This window comes from Peptoclostridium sp. AF21-18 (assembly GCF_003478825.1).
GTDB lineage: Bacteria > Bacillota > Clostridia > Peptostreptococcales > Peptostreptococcaceae > Peptacetobacter.
In genome coordinates, this window is the sequence record NZ_QUGE01000037.1 from 1 (window position 1) to 17,779 (window position 17,779).

Consider the following 17,779-nt stretch of genomic DNA (forward strand, 5'->3'; position numbering starts at 1 on the left):
AACGGTAGTTTAAGCCATAGAGGGCTTATTTACAGAAAAAATTTTATATACCCCTTTTTTTATTTATCAAAATTAAGCAAATATAGCTTTTACAAATTCTTCTAATCTATCCATTGCAGTCATGAAAGTTTCTTCATTACAAGCATAAGATATACGCATATAATTGTCTAATCCAAATGCTATACCAGGAACTCCAGCTACATGATATTTATTAAGAAGCTCTTCACAGAATTCTATTGAAAAACTTTCTTTCCAATCGTATTTTTCTGCAACTTCACTTAAATCTATAAACATATAGAATGCTCCAGATGGCTGTATGTATGAAACATGGTCTATAGCGTCAAGTCTTTCAACAAGCATATCTCTTCTTGATTTGTAAACACTTACCATGTGTTTTATATCTTCTTCGCATTCAACTAATGCTCCATATCCTATATACTGAGCAGTTAAACAAGGATGAGAAACTAAATGTCCCTGTATAGAGCTCATAGCTTTTGCAACTTCTTTGTTAGATGCAGTATATCCAAGTCTAAGACCTGTCATAGCAACTGACTTTGCAAATCCATTTATAGTTATTGTTATGTCTTTTGCTTCTTCAGAAAGAGATGCTACAGAAGTAAATCCATCAACATAGCAAATTCTTTCATATATTTCGTCAGCTAGTATGAATATTTCTTTTTCAATACATACATTAACTATATCTATTAACTCTTCTTTTGTATATACGTTTCCTGTTGGGTTAGAAGGGTTAGTAAGGATAAGCATTTTTGATTTTTCAGTTATAGCAGCCTCTAATTCTTCTTTAGTTAGTTTAAATCCATTTTCTCTTTTTGTATCTATGAATTTTGGAACTGCACCAGTAAGTTTAACCATTTCTGGATAACTTACCCAATATGGTTTAGGTATAAGAACTTCTTCTCCTGGGTTAGTTACTGCAAGAAGTGCGTTAGTTATAGAGTTTTTTGCACCACTAGATAATACTATTTCATCTATTGTGTAATTACAGTTATTTTCTCTTTTTAATTTTTTTACAATTTCTTCTCTAAGTATTTTAAGCCCTGGAACAAGATCGTATTTAGTGCAATCTTCATCTAATGATTTTTTTCCGTATGCTTTTGCTTTTTCTGGAACTGTGAAGTCTGGTTCACCTATGCTTAGGTTTAGTACATCTATTCCATTTGCTTTCATTTCTTTTACTTTTGAACTTATTCCTATCGTAAACGACGGTGTTAGTGTGTCTAATTTTGTTGCTAGTTTCATTTTTAGTTTCCTCCTTTATGATAAGCAGCCTGATTTTTGGTTTTGGTTTATTTTGTTATGTTTTATGTAATTTTTTGACTGTTTATTTTGTTTTTTAAAATCTAGTTTAATTTTTTATACTTTATATAATATATTATTTGAGGATAGATATCTATAGTTTGGGAAAATTTTTTGAAAATTTTCAGAAAAATAGAGGAATGTATAATAAAAAACAATATTTCAAATATATATTTTGTATAAAAATGATTATAATTTTAGATATTATACATAAATTATGTTAAAATAAAATGAAAGAAAAACACAAGGTGTATTTAAATATACGGTATATTCTTGTCGTAATATTTTAGCTTAATTAAAACATAAGATGTATTGTAAATAGAAAAGAAAGTAATGTTTGTATAAGCATTACTTTTTCTTTTGTAAAAAAACAGAAATATACTTGACGTAGAATATTTTATTTAATATAATCTAAGTGTAGATAAAATTTAATATTTTGAAAATTTAATATAAATATATAACTATAGAAGGGAAGTGCTTCGAATATGCAAATTTTTGAGTTAATATTAAAAGTTTATACTTTAGAAGATATTAACAATAAGGATGTAAAAGAGAAGTGTGGGTATTTTATTGATGATACTATGGTAAAAGATGAGGAATTTGAAAAACTTCATGGAGGAATAGGTTTTAAAAATTATTCCTTCAATACGTTATATCCTTATAAAATTAATAAGTCTTATACTAAAGGAAATATATACGAGCTAAAAATAAGAACAGTAGACTATAAATTAGCAAAATTCTTACTAGAAAATTTACCTAATACTACAACAAAAGAATTAAAAGGGCTAGAAGCGAAGGTAAGGATATTAGAAGAAAGACCAATAGAAAAGCTATATGCTCTATCTCCAGTAATTGTTAAGACTCATGAGAAAAAATATTGGAAAGAAGTTATGGATGTAGAACAATATATGGAAGGTTTAAAAATAAATCTTATAAAAAAATTTAACTCTTTCTTCAATACTAAAATAGATGAGAATTTTGAACTGTTTACATCTATAGTAATCAAAAATAAATGTCCTATAGGATTTAAATACAAGGGGATAAAGTTACCAGGAGATAAAATAGAACTTACAATTGCAGGAAACGAACAGGCACAAAAATTAGCTAACTTTGCTCAAGCTGTAGCTTTAGGGGATCTTGGACCAAGAGGTGCTGGGTTCGTTAATGCGAAATATATAAAATAAAAAATATATCAAATATAAGAGAGGTGATTAATTTGCTAAAAGATCTCGTTGATGTATACAATAATATGAAAAAAAACTGTGAAAATCCAGAAAGATTAATACTAGACGCTTACGTTCCTCAAAATGGAACATATGTCTTGGTAGAAATAGATGGAGATAAATTTGAAATACAAGAACCTATAGAAATAAATAATAGCAAAAAAGCAGATGAGGAAGATATTGTAATTAGGGATTATGATTATATAAAATTTTTAGATTATAATAGTTCGTTAATAAGTAGGAATAAACCGATAGATACAAAGAAAAAAATTCATTCTAATAATTATCTAACGTTATTCTTTAAAAAACAATCAATAACAACCGATGACGAAAAGAAAAAATTAAATGATAAAATTATAATGGAATATTATAATTTATTAAAAAATATAGAAAAAAAATACACAAATAAAAAAGCTAAAGAAGCATATAAATCAGCTTCAAAAAATTTAGAGGAAATAGACGAAGAACTATTAGAGAAAATAGAAAAGTGGGTTCTAAAAAATAAATTCTGGGAAGATAATAAGTATGACTTAAAAGACAAAAGCTACTTTAAAATATTTTTTGTCTTAAAAAATGATAAAAAAAGAACTAAAGAATTGTATAAAAATGAAGGTAAAAGATATTTACTTCCCAATATATATAATAAAAATGATTACAATGTAAAAGTAGGAGAAAAAGTAGTAGGCTTAAATGGGAATAATATTGGAATGAATAGCAAAAAGCCATTTCTTGAAAATAAAACTAGAAAAACAAAAGTACCTATTTTAACCACTCAAGACGAAGCCCTTAATTATTATGAACTTTTTAATTTAATGGCTAATATTATCTCAGAGAAAAAATATAATATATACATTGACTATGATAAGGGTACTATAAAGGGATATAAAAATGGAGAGATACCAAAAGAAAGAATAAAATCTGGGGTATATTTGAATGTATTTTTACATGAAGATAAAACTAAAACAGAAGCTGCAATCCAAGAGTATGATACTATAAGTAATTTTGGAGATAAAACTTGTAAGAGTTTTCAATATAGACAGGTTATAAAAACGAATTTAGAAGATGATAAATATGAATATATGATCTATGAAAAATACAGTGATATTCAAAGATTAATAAATGGAGTACTTTTTGAATATAAACTAATAGAAAATTATTTCAGAGATGCTTCAGATATAAAGATTAAAAATTTAAAAATAAAAGAAGAACTTTTAATGACAAGAGATATTTATCTAAAGTGGTTTTATAAGGGAGTTACAAATGGTATTTGTAATACTTTAGATAAATCTATATTAAAAATAATAAAATCAAACATATTAGAAGGAAAAATTATAGCTGCAAAAAAACAAATGAATTTAAGATATTCATTAATTAGTTACTTTACAAATAAAAAAGAGGAGGAAGAATTGATGGAAGAAATAAGAGAATATCTAATAGAAAAAATACTTTTAGAAAAAGAAGAGCAAGATAACTGGGATATTGAAAATGATGATGTATATAGTTATCTGGTAGGACAAATAGTTTCAGGACTTCTATCATTTAGTAAGGCGAAGACAGTACCAGCATCAAGTATAAATCAGTTCTTAAACACAGATAATGACAAAATTATAAAAAATAAATTAATAAGACTATATGAAAAGTATAACTATTCTATAGATGCAAGATATTACAATAGAATGAGTTCTGTATTAGGAAAAGTTCTTAGATATGAAGTAAAAAATAAAATAAATAAAAATTTATTATTAGCAGGTTTTCTAGATAGTAAAATATTCTTTATTAAAAAAGAAGAAAATAAATAAAAGGGGGAATAAAAAATGGCTAACTTAGCGAGAAGAGTATATGGTGTGTTAGGAGTTTCTGCAATAAATGCAATGATGAATGCAGATTTTAATGGATATCCAAAAAGTTTATCAAATGGAACAATATATGCTAGTGACAAATCTTTTAAGTTTACTATAAAAAAAATATGGCAGCTTGAAGGAAAAGATGTCCTATATATAAAAACAATGAGAATCGAGAAGAAAAAAGACGAGGCAATAATAGTACCAAGAGCATTGAAAGAAGGATTTGAAAATGTATTTGAAGTTGAAGATTTGAATAAAGTTAAAGATGTTAGAGATATATTAAAAAATTTATTTAGTGCAATAGATGTTAAAAATTTTGGTGCGACATTTGCTGAATCTGGGACACCAATATCAATAACAGGTGCTGTACAGATAGGACAGGGGATGAATAAATATAGGGATACATATATAGAGGAACAGCAAATATTATCTCCATTTAGAGATCCAAATGCAAAGCCGGCTAAACCAAAGCAAAAGAAGAATAATGAAGATGGGAATGAGGAAGATAATGATGAAATAGCAAAGAACTCAACATTAGGAACAAAAATAATGACAGATGAGGCACATTACTTCTTCCCATTTAGTATAAACCCTAACGTATATAAAGAATTTGAAGAAATGGGAGTAACAGAAGGATATACAGAAGAAGATTACCTAGAATTCAAAAGAGCTGCATTAAGTGCAATGACAGCATTTGATACAAATTCAAAATCAGGATGTGATAATGAATTTGGACTATTTATAGAAACAGATAATAAAACATATTTACCAAACCTTGATAAATTTATAGAGTTTGAAAAAGGTGAGAAGAACATAATAAGAGTTAATATAAAAGATTTAATATCTGGAATAGAAGATAAAATAAATTCAATGGAAATATACTACAATCCGCTTACTACAAATATAGAAACAGATTTAGAAGGAGTAAAAATGTTTAACATTGTTACACAGAAAGAGGTGTAATTAATGAAAGTACTAAAATTTAAACTTAGTGGTAACACAGCATTCTTCAAAAATAATGAAGTTAATGCGTATTATTACTTTACATACGGAAACATACATAAAGTTGCTCTTCTAGGAATGCTAGGAGCAATAATGGGCTATGGTGGATACCAAAAGCAACAAAATGAAAATGCAATCTACCCTGAATTTTATGATAGACTGAAAGATTTAAAAATAGCAATAGAACCTTTAACAGAGGTGGGACAATTTTCTAAAAAAATTCATACGTTTAATAACTCTGCAGGTTATGCATCAGATGAAAATGGTAGAAACCTTATAGTAAAAGAACAATGGTTAGAGGAACCAACTTGGAATATATATTTTTTGATAGATTCTGAAGTTGGCGAAGAACTAGCAGAAAAAATTATAAATAGGGAATGTGTATACATTCCCTATCTTGGGAAAAATGATCATCCGGCAAATATAGATGATATAGAAGTTATAGAAAATGTAGAAAAAGTAAGTGATAAAAATCTTATAATAAATAGTCTCTTTAAATATGAAGAACGGGAAAGTTATATAATTGAAGATGATGACGAAGAGGAGGAAGAAGATTTAAAAATAATTTATCGTTATACGGAGTACTTACCTATAGGTTTAGACGAAAAAAATAATATGTATGAGTTAGCTAAATTTGTATTTACTAATGAAAGAATTAGTAAATTTAATTCACAAGTATTTAAAGCTGGTGAAAAAAATATAGTATTTTATTAATTAAAATAAGGACCGCTTTAATTAGTGGTCCTATTTTTATAGGAGGGTGTATATGAATATTTATGCTCATAGAAAAGAAAATAAGGAAAAAGAATTATTAAGTGAACATCAAGATTTATGTTTAGATTATTTTAAAAGAATAGATAAAGAAAAGGGAATTTTAGATAAGGTAGAAAAGTGTGTGCTCAAATATCTTGAGCGAAATATTACAAAAGATGAAATGCAAATATTTAAAGATGCTTTTGTAGATGCTATATGGCATCATGATGAAGGTAAGAGAAATCCATTATTTCAAAAGAAAAAGATGAAAAATAATAATCTTATGAGAGAAAAAGAATTGGATAAAATAAGTGAAGATATTGGCGAGGGAAGTAAACATTCTCTTATATCAGCTCTTATATACATAAAGAAGTACTTCTACAAAATAAAAGAATTTAATTTTAAAGATGAAGAACTAGAAAAAGATTTTAAATTATTTATATTTGTAAACGCATATATAATATCTAAACATCATGGGAACCTAGATGAGTTTTATAAATTTATAGGTGTTGATGGAAAGTTCGGTAGATTAAAAGATATAACAAACGCTATAAAAGAAAATTATGAAACTTTAAAATCTATACTTGAAGATAGTTTATCTGAAGAAGAAATTTTAAACAGATTAAACTATAAAAAAGATATGTATAATACTATAGATAGAGTTGAGAAAAAAGATAATAAAGAATCCTCAATAGCGATATACATATATGCTAAACTTCTGTATTCATCATTAGTATCTTGTGATTATTATTCAACATCTCAATATATGTCTGACTCTAAAATGAATAGTTTCGGTTCTACAGAGGATCCAGCTGGCTACGATAAAATATTTGAAGAAACAGAACTTACAAAAATAATAAGAAAATATGAAAAAGATAGCTATGGAAAAAGAGATGACTTCTCTGATGAAAAAAACATAAATGTAATGAGAAGTGAAATGTTCTTAGATGCAGAAAGAAAGTATATAGAAAATAAAGACAAAAGAGTTTATTTGCTAGAAGCTCCAACAGGGAGTGGAAAGAGTAATGCAGCTGTAAATCTTAGCTTAAAGATGATGAAGGAAGGATTTAAAAAATTATACTATGTATATCCATTCAACAATCTAGTTGAACAGAATAGAGAAAGTTTGGATAAAATATTCAGAAATACAGTGTTAGAAAATGATATAGCTGTAGTAAATTCACTTGAAGAAATTGTTGTTAATGAAACCAAAGATGAGGATATATGTAACAAATACCAGAGAGCACTATTAGACAGACAGTTTTTAAATTATCCGTTTATATTAACAACTCATGTAAGTTTATTTGATACCTTGTTTGGAGATACTGCAGCATCTTGTTTTGGATTTATACAGTTAATAGATAGTGTAATAGTATTTGATGAAATCCAAAGTTATAAAAGTACAATATGGGAAGAAATAATTCAATTTTTATATACTTTCTCAGAAATTTTAAATATGAAGATAATAATTATGTCGGCAACTCTACCAGATTTAACTAAATTAATAGGAGAAAAAGGATATTCAGTTGAATTAATAGACGATAGAGAAAAATATTTCCCTCATAAGTTATTTAAAAATAGAGTAGAGGTATCGTATGAGTTATTAAATGAAGAAATTGAAAAAGACGATATAGATAAAGTTTTATTCGAACATATAAGTGATAATTTAAAAAAATATGACAAAATAATGATTGAATTTATAAAAAAACAAAGTGCAATGGATTTCTATAATATGTTTATCGAAGAAAATGAGATAGATGGATTAAAGATAGCGCTTATGACTGGTGATGATAATATTCATGAAAGAAAAAAGATAATAAATGAGGTAAAAGCTGAATCGGGTAAAATACTTCTAATAGCGACACAAGTTGTCGAGGCGGGTGTAGATATAGACATGGATATAGGATATAAGGATACATCTAAAATAGATAGTGAAGAGCAGTTTATGGGAAGAATAAATAGATCTGCAAAAAAAGATAATTCAATAGTATATTTCTTTAATAAGGATAAGGCAGATGATATTTATAGAAATGATATCGCAGTAAAAAATAATTTAACGATAGAGAAAAATGAAGATATGAGAAAAGCTCTTATGAATAAAGAGTTTAGTATATATTATGACAAAATAATGGAGTTCTTAATGAAGAAAAATCAAAATTATTATAAAGGAACAGAATTATTCTATAAAGAAAAAGTTGGTAAATTAAATTTTAATGAAATCAAAAAAAGAATGAAGTTAATTGATGATAGTAGAAATCGTCAAAGAATTTTCTTAAATAGAACTATATCAGATGATAATGGAAATATGTTGTTTGGTAAGGATGTATGGAATGATTATAAAAAACTTCTTTTAGGTTATGAATATTACAATGAAGAAGGAGAAAAAGTTTCAAAAGAATTGGACTATGCTCAGTGGAAAGTTGAATTATCTAGAATTAATAAGAAAATGAATTACTTTATTTATGAGATAAATGATGTAAATGGAAATGAGTATAATGATTCTATAGGAGATATTTTATATTTTGAAGATGGAGAATATTATATTAAGAATGATAAGTTAGACAGAGAAAAGTTTTATAAGGAGCAGTTATTTTATTAAAAGAAAAAAATATTTTAGAAGAAGGTGTTTCGTATGGTAAATGGAACATTGATAAACTACTATTTTCATTGTAAAAGACAATGTTATCTACATGGAAATAAAATAAATTTAGAAGATAATAGTGAAGAAGTAAAAATAGGAAGAGCAATACATGAAGAAAAATTGGATTCGGGAAATGTTGAGTTGACTATAGATAATATAAAGATAGATAAAATAACTAGAGATTACTTAGTTGAAGTAAAAAAATCTGATGCAGATTCGGAAGCAGCAAAATGGCAAATACTATATTATCTAAAAATACTAAAAGAAAAGGGTATTGTTAAAAAAGGAAAGATAGAGTTTTGTGAGAAAAATAAATCTGATAAAAAGACAATGATTGTTGAGTTAAATGAGGAAAATGAAAGAGAATTGGATGAATATATTTTGAAGATAGAAAAACTTTTAGAATGTGATGAAGTTCCAAAAGTAGAGAAGAAACCAAAATGTAAGAAGTGTGCATATTATTACTACTGCTATATTTAAGGAGGAATATTTATGGGAAGTACAAAGTATATAACATCAATGGGTGAGCTTACAAGAAAAGATAATTCTATATGCTTTAGAAAAAACGGTAAAAATGTATATATACCAATAGAAAATACAAAAGAAATTTATATTCTAAATGAAGTTTCTATAAATACAAAACTACTAGACTATCTTTCTAGAAATAATATAATAGTACATTTTTTTAATTATTATGAAGGTTATAGCGGGACTTTTTATCCTAAAGAAAAATATAGAAGTGGAAAACTTCTTTTAAAACAAGTTGAAAAGTTTAATTCTTCTAGAATAGAAATTGCAAAAGCAATTGTTTTGGGAATTGGAGAAAATATTTCGGAGCTATTGCACCATTATTATAAGCATGGAAAGAAGGAAGTAAAAGAAGTTATTGATTGGATAAAAAAGGAACTGCCGGCTAAATTAAGTGAAGCCTCAACAGTTCCGGAAGTAATGGCTTATGAGGGTGAACTTTGGTATAGATTTTATGCTTCTTTCAAATATTTTGTTAATGAAGAATTTATAATGAATAAAAGAGTAAAAAGACCACCAGATAATCCTATGAATGCTATGATTTCTTTTGGAAATTCTTTATTGTATTCGAAAGTTATTTCTGTAATTTATCAAACACATCTAGATCAAAGAATCAGTTTTTTACATGAGCCTTCAGAAGGTAGATTTTCATTGAGTTTAGATTTGAGTGAAGTGTTTAAACCTATAATAGTTTTTAAAACTATATTTAATTTGGTGAATAATAAAAGGATAAAAGTAGAAAAGCATTTTGAAAAGAGTGTAAATTATTGTGTTTTAAATGAAGAAGGACGAGAAATCTTTATAAAAGAATTTGAGAGTAGAATGGAAGCAGTTTTTAAACATGATCGATTAAAAAGAAAGATTAGCTATAAGACTGCTATAAAACTGGATTGCTACAAATTAATAAAATACATTCTTGAAGATAAGGAATTTGTTCCTTTTTCAGCTAAAGAAGGTGTTTAGGAATGAAGAATAAAAACTATAATTATGCATTCTTATTTTATGATGTAGGTGAGAAAAGAGTTCGGAAGGTATTTAAGATTTGTAAAAAGTATTTAGTACATTATCAGAATTCCGTATTTAGAGGAGATATAACACCTTCAAAGATTATTAGTTTAAAATCTGAATTAAAAAAAGTTGTAAAGGAAGATGATTTTATATGTATTATAAAAATGATGAATGATTCTTGTTTTGAAGAGGATGTTATAGGCGAAAAAAGATATAAGGATGATGAGTTGATTCTATAAATATCCCAGCAATCTTTAGGAATTGTGTATATTTCAACGATTTAATAATTTTTAAATCGTTGGTAAATAAAATAAGAAATGGGAGAAATTCAATAGTTTTATGATATAATAATTTTTAAGAGTATTAATTTTACTATGGCTTATTAATAACATTTGATGTATTTAAATATCGATATTTATGATAAACAAAGCGCCGATATATATGCTTATTAATAACATTTGATGTATTTAAATTAGTGTCTTATTACCCTATCTGCTGGTATGCCTGTCGCTTATTAATAACATTTGATGTATTTAAATTGATAATCTAGCAGAGTTAAACAAAATAACAGATGGCTTATTAATAACATTTGATGTATTTAAATAGTAAAAAACCAATAATACTTGCAAATATAGCAGAGGGCTTATTAATAACATTTGATGTATTTAAATGCTTTATACAGATCATGAAAGAATGATATATAAATGCTTATTAATAACATTTGATGTGTTTAAATTAAATATGATAGGTGGTAAAACTCAAGCGAAAACAGCTTATTAATAACATTTGATGTATTTAAATCTAAGTTCAGTAGTAATTGGAATAATAGGCTTAATGGCTTATTAATAACATTTGATGTATTTAAATTACTCTAATTAATCCTTTCTTTTTTAGCGAATATATTCTGCTTATTAATAACATTTGATGTATTTAAATATTTTATCCCGTACATCAGCCAAATTAATTGCTTCCGCTTATTAATAACATTTGATGTATTTAAATTATTTCAAATTTAACTACTTAGCAGTTCCTGAAATAGCTTATTAATAACATTTGATGTATTTAAATAAAGCTAATGGAGCTAAGCAAGCAATGACTAATATCGCTTATTAATAACATTTGATGTATTTAAATAAGAAAGACTAGAAAAATTAAAGAAACATAAATAAGCTTATTAATAACATTTGATGTATTTAAATCCATAATTCTGTCGCATTATCTTGGCACTCTGATAAGCTTATTAATAACATTTGATGTATTTAAATGCGAATTCCTCCTCATCTTCAAAGTATGCAAAATATGCTTATTAATAACATTTGATGTATTTAAATAACAAAGAGAAAACATACACAAGAGAAACTAAAAAGGCTTATTAATAACATTTGATGTATTTAAATTTAAGAATATTATCTAATGCATCTCTAATAGTAGAGCGCTTATTAATAACATTTGATGTATTTAAATTTTAAAAATTTATCCTTCGCTTCTTTTATTGTTATTGCTTATTAATAACATTTGATGTATTTAAATTTATTAGTTGTAAGTATTTTAACTTCACCTCTATAAGCTTATTAATAACATTTGATGTATTTAAATCCTTATAATACTAGTTTTGTTAAAAAGGCTAGAATGGCTTATTAATAACATTTGATGTATTTAAATTTTAAAAGCCTAAAATCCTTTATGACAGAAGCTTCTGCTTATTAATAACATTTGATGTATTTAAATGACGTGCTAATTAAGACACAGAACTTGGGTAAACAAGCTTATTAATAACATTTGATGTATTTAAATATTCAAAACCAAAATGAAATATTACTAGTAATAGAGCTTATTAATAACATTTGATGTATTTAAATATTCTGTGACGAAAAAGAACTTGATTTACTAACCATGCTTATTAATAACATTTGATGTATTTAAATCAAAATAAACTACTTCCAGGGGCGTATATAAACGTCAGCTTATTAATAACATTTGATGTATTTAAATACTATTACATCTAGTGGGTTTATTGTAGAATTAGCTGCTTATTAATAACATTTGATGTATTTAAATTCTAAAAAAAGATATTCGTAGTTGTGGTTGTCAAAGGCTTATTAATAACATTTGATGTATTTAAATATATGAACGATATTTTACTTACTGAGGACGGCACTAGCTTATTAATAACATTTGATGTATTTAAATAGGGGTTCTAGAAAATATAAAAGTAGAAGAGTTATCGCTTATTAATAACATTTGATGTATTTAAATTGGGATGAAGCTAAACTTCAGGTAGAAGGATACAGTGCTTATTAATAACATTTGATGTATTTAAATCAATGGGAAACTATATGAGCCTCCAGTCCTTGACGAGCTTATTAATAACATTTGATGTATTTAAATAAGACTAAAGCATTTCCATATCGTTTTAATGTTGAAGCTTATTAATAACATTTGATGTATTTAAATTTGAGTTTTCGCTTTCCAGGATTTCCTTGAAGAACTGCTTATTAATAACATTTGATGTATTTAAATGTGTTCCAGTTGGTTCTAGTCAAATCGCAATAGCGAGCTTATTAATAACATTTGATGTATTTAAATTCTATAGAAAATCCTCCTAAGCTCTTAGTGCCTGCTGCTTATTAATAACATTTGATGTATTTAAATCAAAATATCTATAAGTATTCTCTTTTGTTTCTACAAGCTTATTAATAACATTTGATGTATTTAAATTTGCCTATCACCCTATCTAAAGTAACTGCAACTATTGCTTATTAATAACATTTGATGTATTTAAATAAGAAGAATACGGAGTAGAGTTGAATAAATATTATTGCTTATTAATAGCATTTGATGTATTTAAATGGTTTTGCATAAATTGATACATCAACTTTGTCATCAGCTTATTAATAACATTTGATGTATTTAATGATAATTAGATAAATATAAAGTAAACCATATTGACAAAAATAAAAACTCCTTCTAACATAAAAATAAACAAACGAAAAACAAGGAGTTGAAATAATGGGCTTTCAGACCATAACAGAAGTAATAGAACAAAACATCCGAAACGGAATCAAAAAAACAAACCTAACAACAAAAAAACTAATCCTTCTTGGAATAGCAGCAGGATTTTTCATAGGAATCGGTGCAGAAGCGAGTAGCCTTGCAATGCATGGAATATCAAACGTGGGACTAGCAAGAACAGTAGCTGGAGCAGTATTCCCAATAGGTCTAATGCTAATCGTCCTACTAGGTGGAGAACTATTCACAGGAAACTGCCTAATATCAATGGCAGTATACGACAAAAAAGCAAAACTAAAAGGAATGATCAGAAACCTGACAATAGTCTACATAAGTAACTTCATTGGAGCAGCACTAATGGCAGGGATGATAAATAACTGTGGTCAGCTAAACTTTAGCGATGGTGGTGCCGGAGCATTTACGATAAAGGTAGCTTTGGGAAAAGTTGGAATAGATCCTATGCAAGCGATAGTTTCTGGAATTTTATGCAACGTACTAGTGTGCTTGGCGATATTTATGGCTGCTACAGCGAAAGACGTTGTTGGGAAATGCATAGCAATATTTTTCCCGATATTTGTATTCGTAATATCTGGATTTGAGCACTGTGTAGCAAATATGTACTATATTCCAGCGGGAATATTTGCAGCTCATAACCCATTATATGCAGCAAAAGCTACAGAACTATATGGAATAACTGCTGAGCAATTATCTGGATTAAACTTTGGTACGATGTTTTCTAACTTAGTACCAGTTACGATAGGAAATATAATCGGTGGAATGGTATTTGTTGGACTATTATATTGGTACTTATATCGGAAAAAAGAAGTATAAAAATATAATTAAAAGAAACTAAAATAAATTTTGCTCTTTATCAAAATGATAGAGGGCATTTTTTTATTAAAAAATATATTGAAATTTTTGTTCTCAAGAAAAATTAAAAAATAGATATCTGTATAAAAATATTTATACAAGATTACAAAGTAAACAAAAAATATAATAACCACAAAAACACTTTATTAAACAAGAAATTACAAAAAAATCAAAAAAATTTACCTTTCGTATAAACATTACAAACACTACAGTTCAAAAAAACGGACAAGCAATTTCAATGCTTACAGTGTGTTTGACGAAAATATATAAATTTGATAACATTTAACATATAAGTTATGAGATGCCCTTTGACGTTGTTAAAGGGAATTTTTTTAGATTTTAAACACTATATATAGTGGTTATAAAAAAATCACATACTATATATAGTTGTTTGAGGGGGAATTATAATGATTGAATTTATAAAAAAGAGAGATGGCAGAACGATACCATTTAATGAAAATAAGATAACTAGAGCTATCTTTCTAGCAGCTTCAGATGTTGCTAAAAAGGAAGGAAAAGCTCCAGATTTTAAAATGGCAGAGGATTTGACACAGGAAGTAATAGCTTTATTAGAAAGAAAATTTGGTGAAGAAGTACCTAGTGTTGAAGATGTACAGGATGCTGTTGTAAAAGTACTTATAGAAACAGGACACGCTAAAACTAGCGAGGAATATATACTTTATAGAGCGGAAAGAACTAGAGTTAGAAATTCTAAGACTAGATTAATGAAGGCGATAGAAAAGATAACGTTCTCTGATGCAGGCGATGCAGATATAAAAAGAGAAAATGCAAATATAGATGGAAATACAGCAATGGGAACAATGCTACAGTATGGTAGTGCTGTTTCAAAAGAGTTCTGTAAGACAAATGTGTTAAAGCCAGAACATGCAATGGCTCATGATTCAGGTGATATACATATACACGATATGGACTTTTTAAATATGGGAACACTTACTTGTTGCCAGATAGATGTTGAAAAATTATTTGAAGGTGGATTCTCAACAGGACATGGGTTCTTAAGAGAGCCAAACGATATAATGAGTTACGGAGCATTAGCAGCTATTGCTATCCAGAGCAACCAGAATGATCAGCATGGTGGACAGAGTATACCATTCTTTGATTATGGTTTAGCTGAAGGTGTTCATAAAACATTTAGAAAGTTATACATATCTAACTTAACTAAAGGACTTGTTCTTTTAGATGAATTAGATGATGAAACTACAAATGAAAGTGTAAAAGAGATAGTTTACAATGTAGAGAAAGAAACTAATGTAAAAGCAAGCCTTGATATAAATAAAAGTGAAGAGTTTATAACTAGAGTGATAGAAAAATTAGCAGCTAAATTCTCTATTACAGTAGTTGAAGCAGAAAAAATAGAAAAGTTTGCTTATAGAGAAGCGTATAAAGAAACAGATAGAAAGACTTATCAGTCAATGGAAGCATTTATACACAACTTAAATACAATGCATTCTAGAGCTGGTGCACAGGTGCCATTCTCTAGTATAAACTTTGGTACAGATACTTCTTCAGAAGGTAGAATGGTAAGTAAGAACCTTCTTCTTTCTCAGGAAAAAGGTCTTGGAAATGGTGAAACACCAATATTCCCAATACTTATATTTAAAGTTAAGGAAGGGGTAAATTTAAATCCAGGAGATCCTAACTACGATTTATTTAAATTATCTTGTAGGGTATCTGCTAAGAGATTATTCCCTAACTTTAGTTTCTTAGATGCACCATTTAATGCTAAGTATTATGTTCCAGGAAATCCTGAAACAGAAGCTACTTATATGGGATGCAGAACTAGAGTTATAGGAAATGTTTGTGGTCCAGAAACTGTTAGTGGTAGGGGTAATTTATCATTTACAACTATAAATCTACCAAGATTAGGTATAATTCATGGATGTGTAGATGGTTCAAATCCTGATATAGATGGATTCTTTAAGGATCTTGATGAAAAGATAGACTTAGTTATAGAGCAGTTATTAGAAAGAATGGAAATACAAGGTAAGAAGAAAATGAAAAACTTCCCATTCCTTATGGGACAGGGAGTTTGGATGGGTTCTGATGAGCTTGGTCCAGAAGATGAGCTAGAAGAGGTTATTAAACAGGGTACTTTAACAGTTGGTTTTATAGGTTTAGCTGAGTGTTTAATAGCACTTATAGGTAAGCATCATGGAGAAAGTGAGGATGCCCAGAAGCTTGGTTTAGCTATTATTTCTCATATGAAGGATAGAATGGATGAGGCTACAGAAAAATACGGTCTTAATTTCTCTTTAATAGGTACTCCTGCAGAAGGTTTATCAGGTAGATTTACTGAGATAGATAAGAAAAAATACGGAGAAATAAAAGGTGTTACAGATAAGGAATATTATACAAATTCATTCCATGTGCCTGTATATTATAATATAAGCGCATATGAAAAGATAAATATAGAAGCTCCTTATCATCAGTATACAAATGGTGGACATATTACTTACGTTGAACTAGATGGTGATCCTACTAATAATTTAGACGCATTTGAGTCAGTTGTTAGAGCGATGAAAGACGCTGGAATTGGGTATGGAAGTATAAATCATCCTGTTGATAGGGACCCAGTTTGTGGATATTCTGGAATAATAAACGGAGATATATGCCCAGCATGTGGACGTAATGAAAAGGATAGCGATATAAAATTTGAGAGAATTAGAAGAATAACTGGATATCTTGTTGGTACCGTTGATAGATTCAATAATGCTAAGAGAGCAGAGGTTAGAGATAGAGTTAAACATATGTAATTTTTTATATGTTTAGGGATTAAAAAAGGAAGTGTTAATTTTATGGATATAAGGATAGCTTCAGATGTTACTTTTGATAGTATAGTCGATGGTCCTGGTTTAAGGGTTGTCATTTGGACACAAGGATGTAAGCATAATTGTATAGGTTGCCATAACCCTCAGACTCATAGTTTAATGGGCGGTAAGGTTGTAGATACAAGTGAGATTATAGATAAAATTAAGTCTAAAAAGCTTCAGAGTGGGGTTACTCTATCTGGAGGGGAGCCATTTTTACAGCCAGAAGCAGTTGGAGAAATTGCAGCAGCTGTTAAGGAAATGGGTATGAATGTATGGTCTTTTAGTGGATTTACATTTGAGCAGCTTACAGATAAGAAAAATAAGAATTATTTTAGTAATCTAAGACTTTTAAATAATATAGATTTTTTAGTGGATGGTAAATTTGAAATAGATAAAAAAGATATTTCTTTAAAGTTTAGAGGATCATCAAATCAGAGAATCATAGATGTAAAGAAAAGTTTAAAGCTTGGAAGAGTAGTTATACGGGAAGAGTATACAGAAAACTATGTAGATACATTTTTACCAATGGCAAAATAAAATAGATTAAAAAGTTTGAGTGTAGTAGATTTTACTGCACTCTTTTTTTATGAAAATTTTATTGGAGTTAAAAAATGCCTCATAATCGGATAAAAGTAATATTTTAAAAGCGTTTGATAAACTCTTAAAATCAAGAGGAAAAATAAAAAATAAAAAAAGTTTAAAAAAAGTGTTGACGTTAAATGTAAAAGCTGATATTATAATACTTGTCCTTGA

At 27.6% G+C, this 17,779-nt stretch carries 12 protein-coding genes and 1 CRISPR repeat array; of the genes, 11 read left to right on the forward strand and 1 reads right to left on the reverse strand.

Annotated elements, in window-relative coordinates; genetic code table 11:
- Positions 1 to 72: 72 nt before the first annotated feature.
- Positions 73 to 1,260, reverse strand: a complete 1,188-nt coding sequence (locus DWX74_RS10425; RefSeq protein ID WP_118549890.1) for a pyridoxal phosphate-dependent aminotransferase — start codon at positions 1,258 to 1,260, stop codon at positions 73 to 75.
- Positions 1,261 to 1,802: 542 nt separating this feature from the next.
- On the opposite strand from DWX74_RS10425, the gene cas6 reads away from it, so the two are divergent.
- The 11 genes from cas6 (at position 1,803) to nrdG (ending at position 17,563) form a co-directional block, all read left to right on the forward strand.
- Positions 1,803 to 2,501: a CRISPR-associated endoribonuclease Cas6 gene (gene cas6 / locus DWX74_RS10430; RefSeq protein ID WP_118549891.1), complete on the forward strand. Its 699-nt coding sequence runs from the start codon at positions 1,803 to 1,805 to the stop codon at positions 2,499 to 2,501.
- A 32-nt stretch (positions 2,502 to 2,533) separates the two neighbouring features.
- Complete coding sequence (locus tag DWX74_RS10435) at positions 2,534 to 4,339, forward strand: hypothetical protein (RefSeq protein ID WP_118549892.1); 1,806 nt, start codon at positions 2,534 to 2,536, stop codon at positions 4,337 to 4,339.
- A 15-nt stretch (positions 4,340 to 4,354) separates the two neighbouring features.
- Positions 4,355 to 5,347, forward strand: a complete 993-nt coding sequence (locus DWX74_RS10440) for a type I CRISPR-associated protein Cas7 (RefSeq protein WP_118549893.1) — start codon at positions 4,355 to 4,357, stop codon at positions 5,345 to 5,347.
- A 3-nt stretch (positions 5,348 to 5,350) separates the two neighbouring features.
- Positions 5,351 to 6,100, forward strand: coding sequence for a type I-B CRISPR-associated protein Cas5b (gene cas5b, locus DWX74_RS10445; RefSeq protein ID WP_118549894.1), 750 nt, complete (start codon positions 5,351 to 5,353; stop codon positions 6,098 to 6,100).
- A 52-nt stretch (positions 6,101 to 6,152) separates the two neighbouring features.
- Positions 6,153 to 8,738 (forward strand): CRISPR-associated helicase Cas3', encoded by a 2,586-nt coding sequence (gene cas3, locus DWX74_RS10450; RefSeq protein ID WP_118549895.1) that lies wholly within the window; start codon positions 6,153 to 6,155, stop codon positions 8,736 to 8,738.
- A gap of 33 nt (positions 8,739 to 8,771) precedes the next feature.
- Entirely contained in the window at positions 8,772 to 9,260 is a 489-nt protein-coding gene (cas4, locus tag DWX74_RS10455; protein ID WP_118549896.1) for a CRISPR-associated protein Cas4, read from the forward strand.
- Between the two features lie 12 nt (positions 9,261 to 9,272).
- Complete coding sequence (gene cas1b / locus DWX74_RS10460; RefSeq protein ID WP_118549897.1) at positions 9,273 to 10,271, forward strand: type I-B CRISPR-associated endonuclease Cas1b; 999 nt, start codon at positions 9,273 to 9,275, stop codon at positions 10,269 to 10,271.
- Positions 10,272 to 10,273: 2 nt separating this feature from the next.
- The gene (gene cas2 / locus DWX74_RS10465) at positions 10,274 to 10,555 is read left to right on the forward strand and encodes a CRISPR-associated endonuclease Cas2 (RefSeq protein ID WP_118549898.1); all 282 of its coding nucleotides are present in this window, start codon (positions 10,274 to 10,276) and stop codon (positions 10,553 to 10,555) included.
- 138 nt (positions 10,556 to 10,693) lie between these two features.
- Positions 10,694 to 13,232: direct repeats of the CRISPR family, unit length 30 nt; unit sequence GCTTATTAATAACATTTGATGTATTTAAAT.
- A gap of 93 nt (positions 13,233 to 13,325) precedes the next feature.
- Positions 13,326 to 14,156 (forward strand): formate/nitrite transporter family protein, encoded by an 831-nt coding sequence (locus tag DWX74_RS10470; RefSeq protein ID WP_118549899.1) that lies wholly within the window; start codon positions 13,326 to 13,328, stop codon positions 14,154 to 14,156.
- 446 nt (positions 14,157 to 14,602) lie between these two features.
- Positions 14,603 to 16,969, forward strand: a complete 2,367-nt coding sequence (locus DWX74_RS10475) for an anaerobic ribonucleoside triphosphate reductase (RefSeq protein WP_118549900.1) — start codon at positions 14,603 to 14,605, stop codon at positions 16,967 to 16,969.
- A 42-nt stretch (positions 16,970 to 17,011) separates the two neighbouring features.
- A complete protein-coding gene (gene nrdG, locus DWX74_RS10480; RefSeq protein ID WP_118549901.1) occupies positions 17,012 to 17,563 on the forward strand; it encodes an anaerobic ribonucleoside-triphosphate reductase activating protein in 552 nt (183 codons plus the stop codon).
- The last annotated feature ends 216 nt before the right edge of the window (positions 17,564 to 17,779 follow it).

Bases quoted from the DNA above. Each gene is read 5' to 3' on its own strand.
- DWX74_RS10475 (WP_118549900.1), top strand. From the start codon at position 14,603: ATGATTGAATTTATAAAAAAGAGAGATGGCAGAACGATACCATTTAAT.
- nrdG (WP_118549901.1), top strand. From the start codon at position 17,012: ATGGATATAAGGATAGCTTCAGATGTTACTTTTGATAGTATAGTCGAT.
- DWX74_RS10425 (WP_118549890.1), bottom strand. From the start codon at position 1,260: ATGAAACTAGCAACAAAATTAGACACACTAACACCGTCGTTTACGATA.
- DWX74_RS10440 (WP_118549893.1), top strand. From the start codon at position 4,355: ATGGCTAACTTAGCGAGAAGAGTATATGGTGTGTTAGGAGTTTCTGCA.
- cas3 (WP_118549895.1), top strand. From the start codon at position 6,153: ATGAATATTTATGCTCATAGAAAAGAAAATAAGGAAAAAGAATTATTA.
- cas5b (WP_118549894.1), top strand. From the start codon at position 5,351: ATGAAAGTACTAAAATTTAAACTTAGTGGTAACACAGCATTCTTCAAA.
- DWX74_RS10470 (WP_118549899.1), top strand. From the start codon at position 13,326: ATGGGCTTTCAGACCATAACAGAAGTAATAGAACAAAACATCCGAAAC.
- cas6 (WP_118549891.1), top strand. From the start codon at position 1,803: ATGCAAATTTTTGAGTTAATATTAAAAGTTTATACTTTAGAAGATATT.
- cas1b (WP_118549897.1), top strand. From the start codon at position 9,273: ATGGGAAGTACAAAGTATATAACATCAATGGGTGAGCTTACAAGAAAA.
- cas2 (WP_118549898.1), top strand. From the start codon at position 10,274: ATGAAGAATAAAAACTATAATTATGCATTCTTATTTTATGATGTAGGT.
- cas4 (WP_118549896.1), top strand. From the start codon at position 8,772: ATGGTAAATGGAACATTGATAAACTACTATTTTCATTGTAAAAGACAA.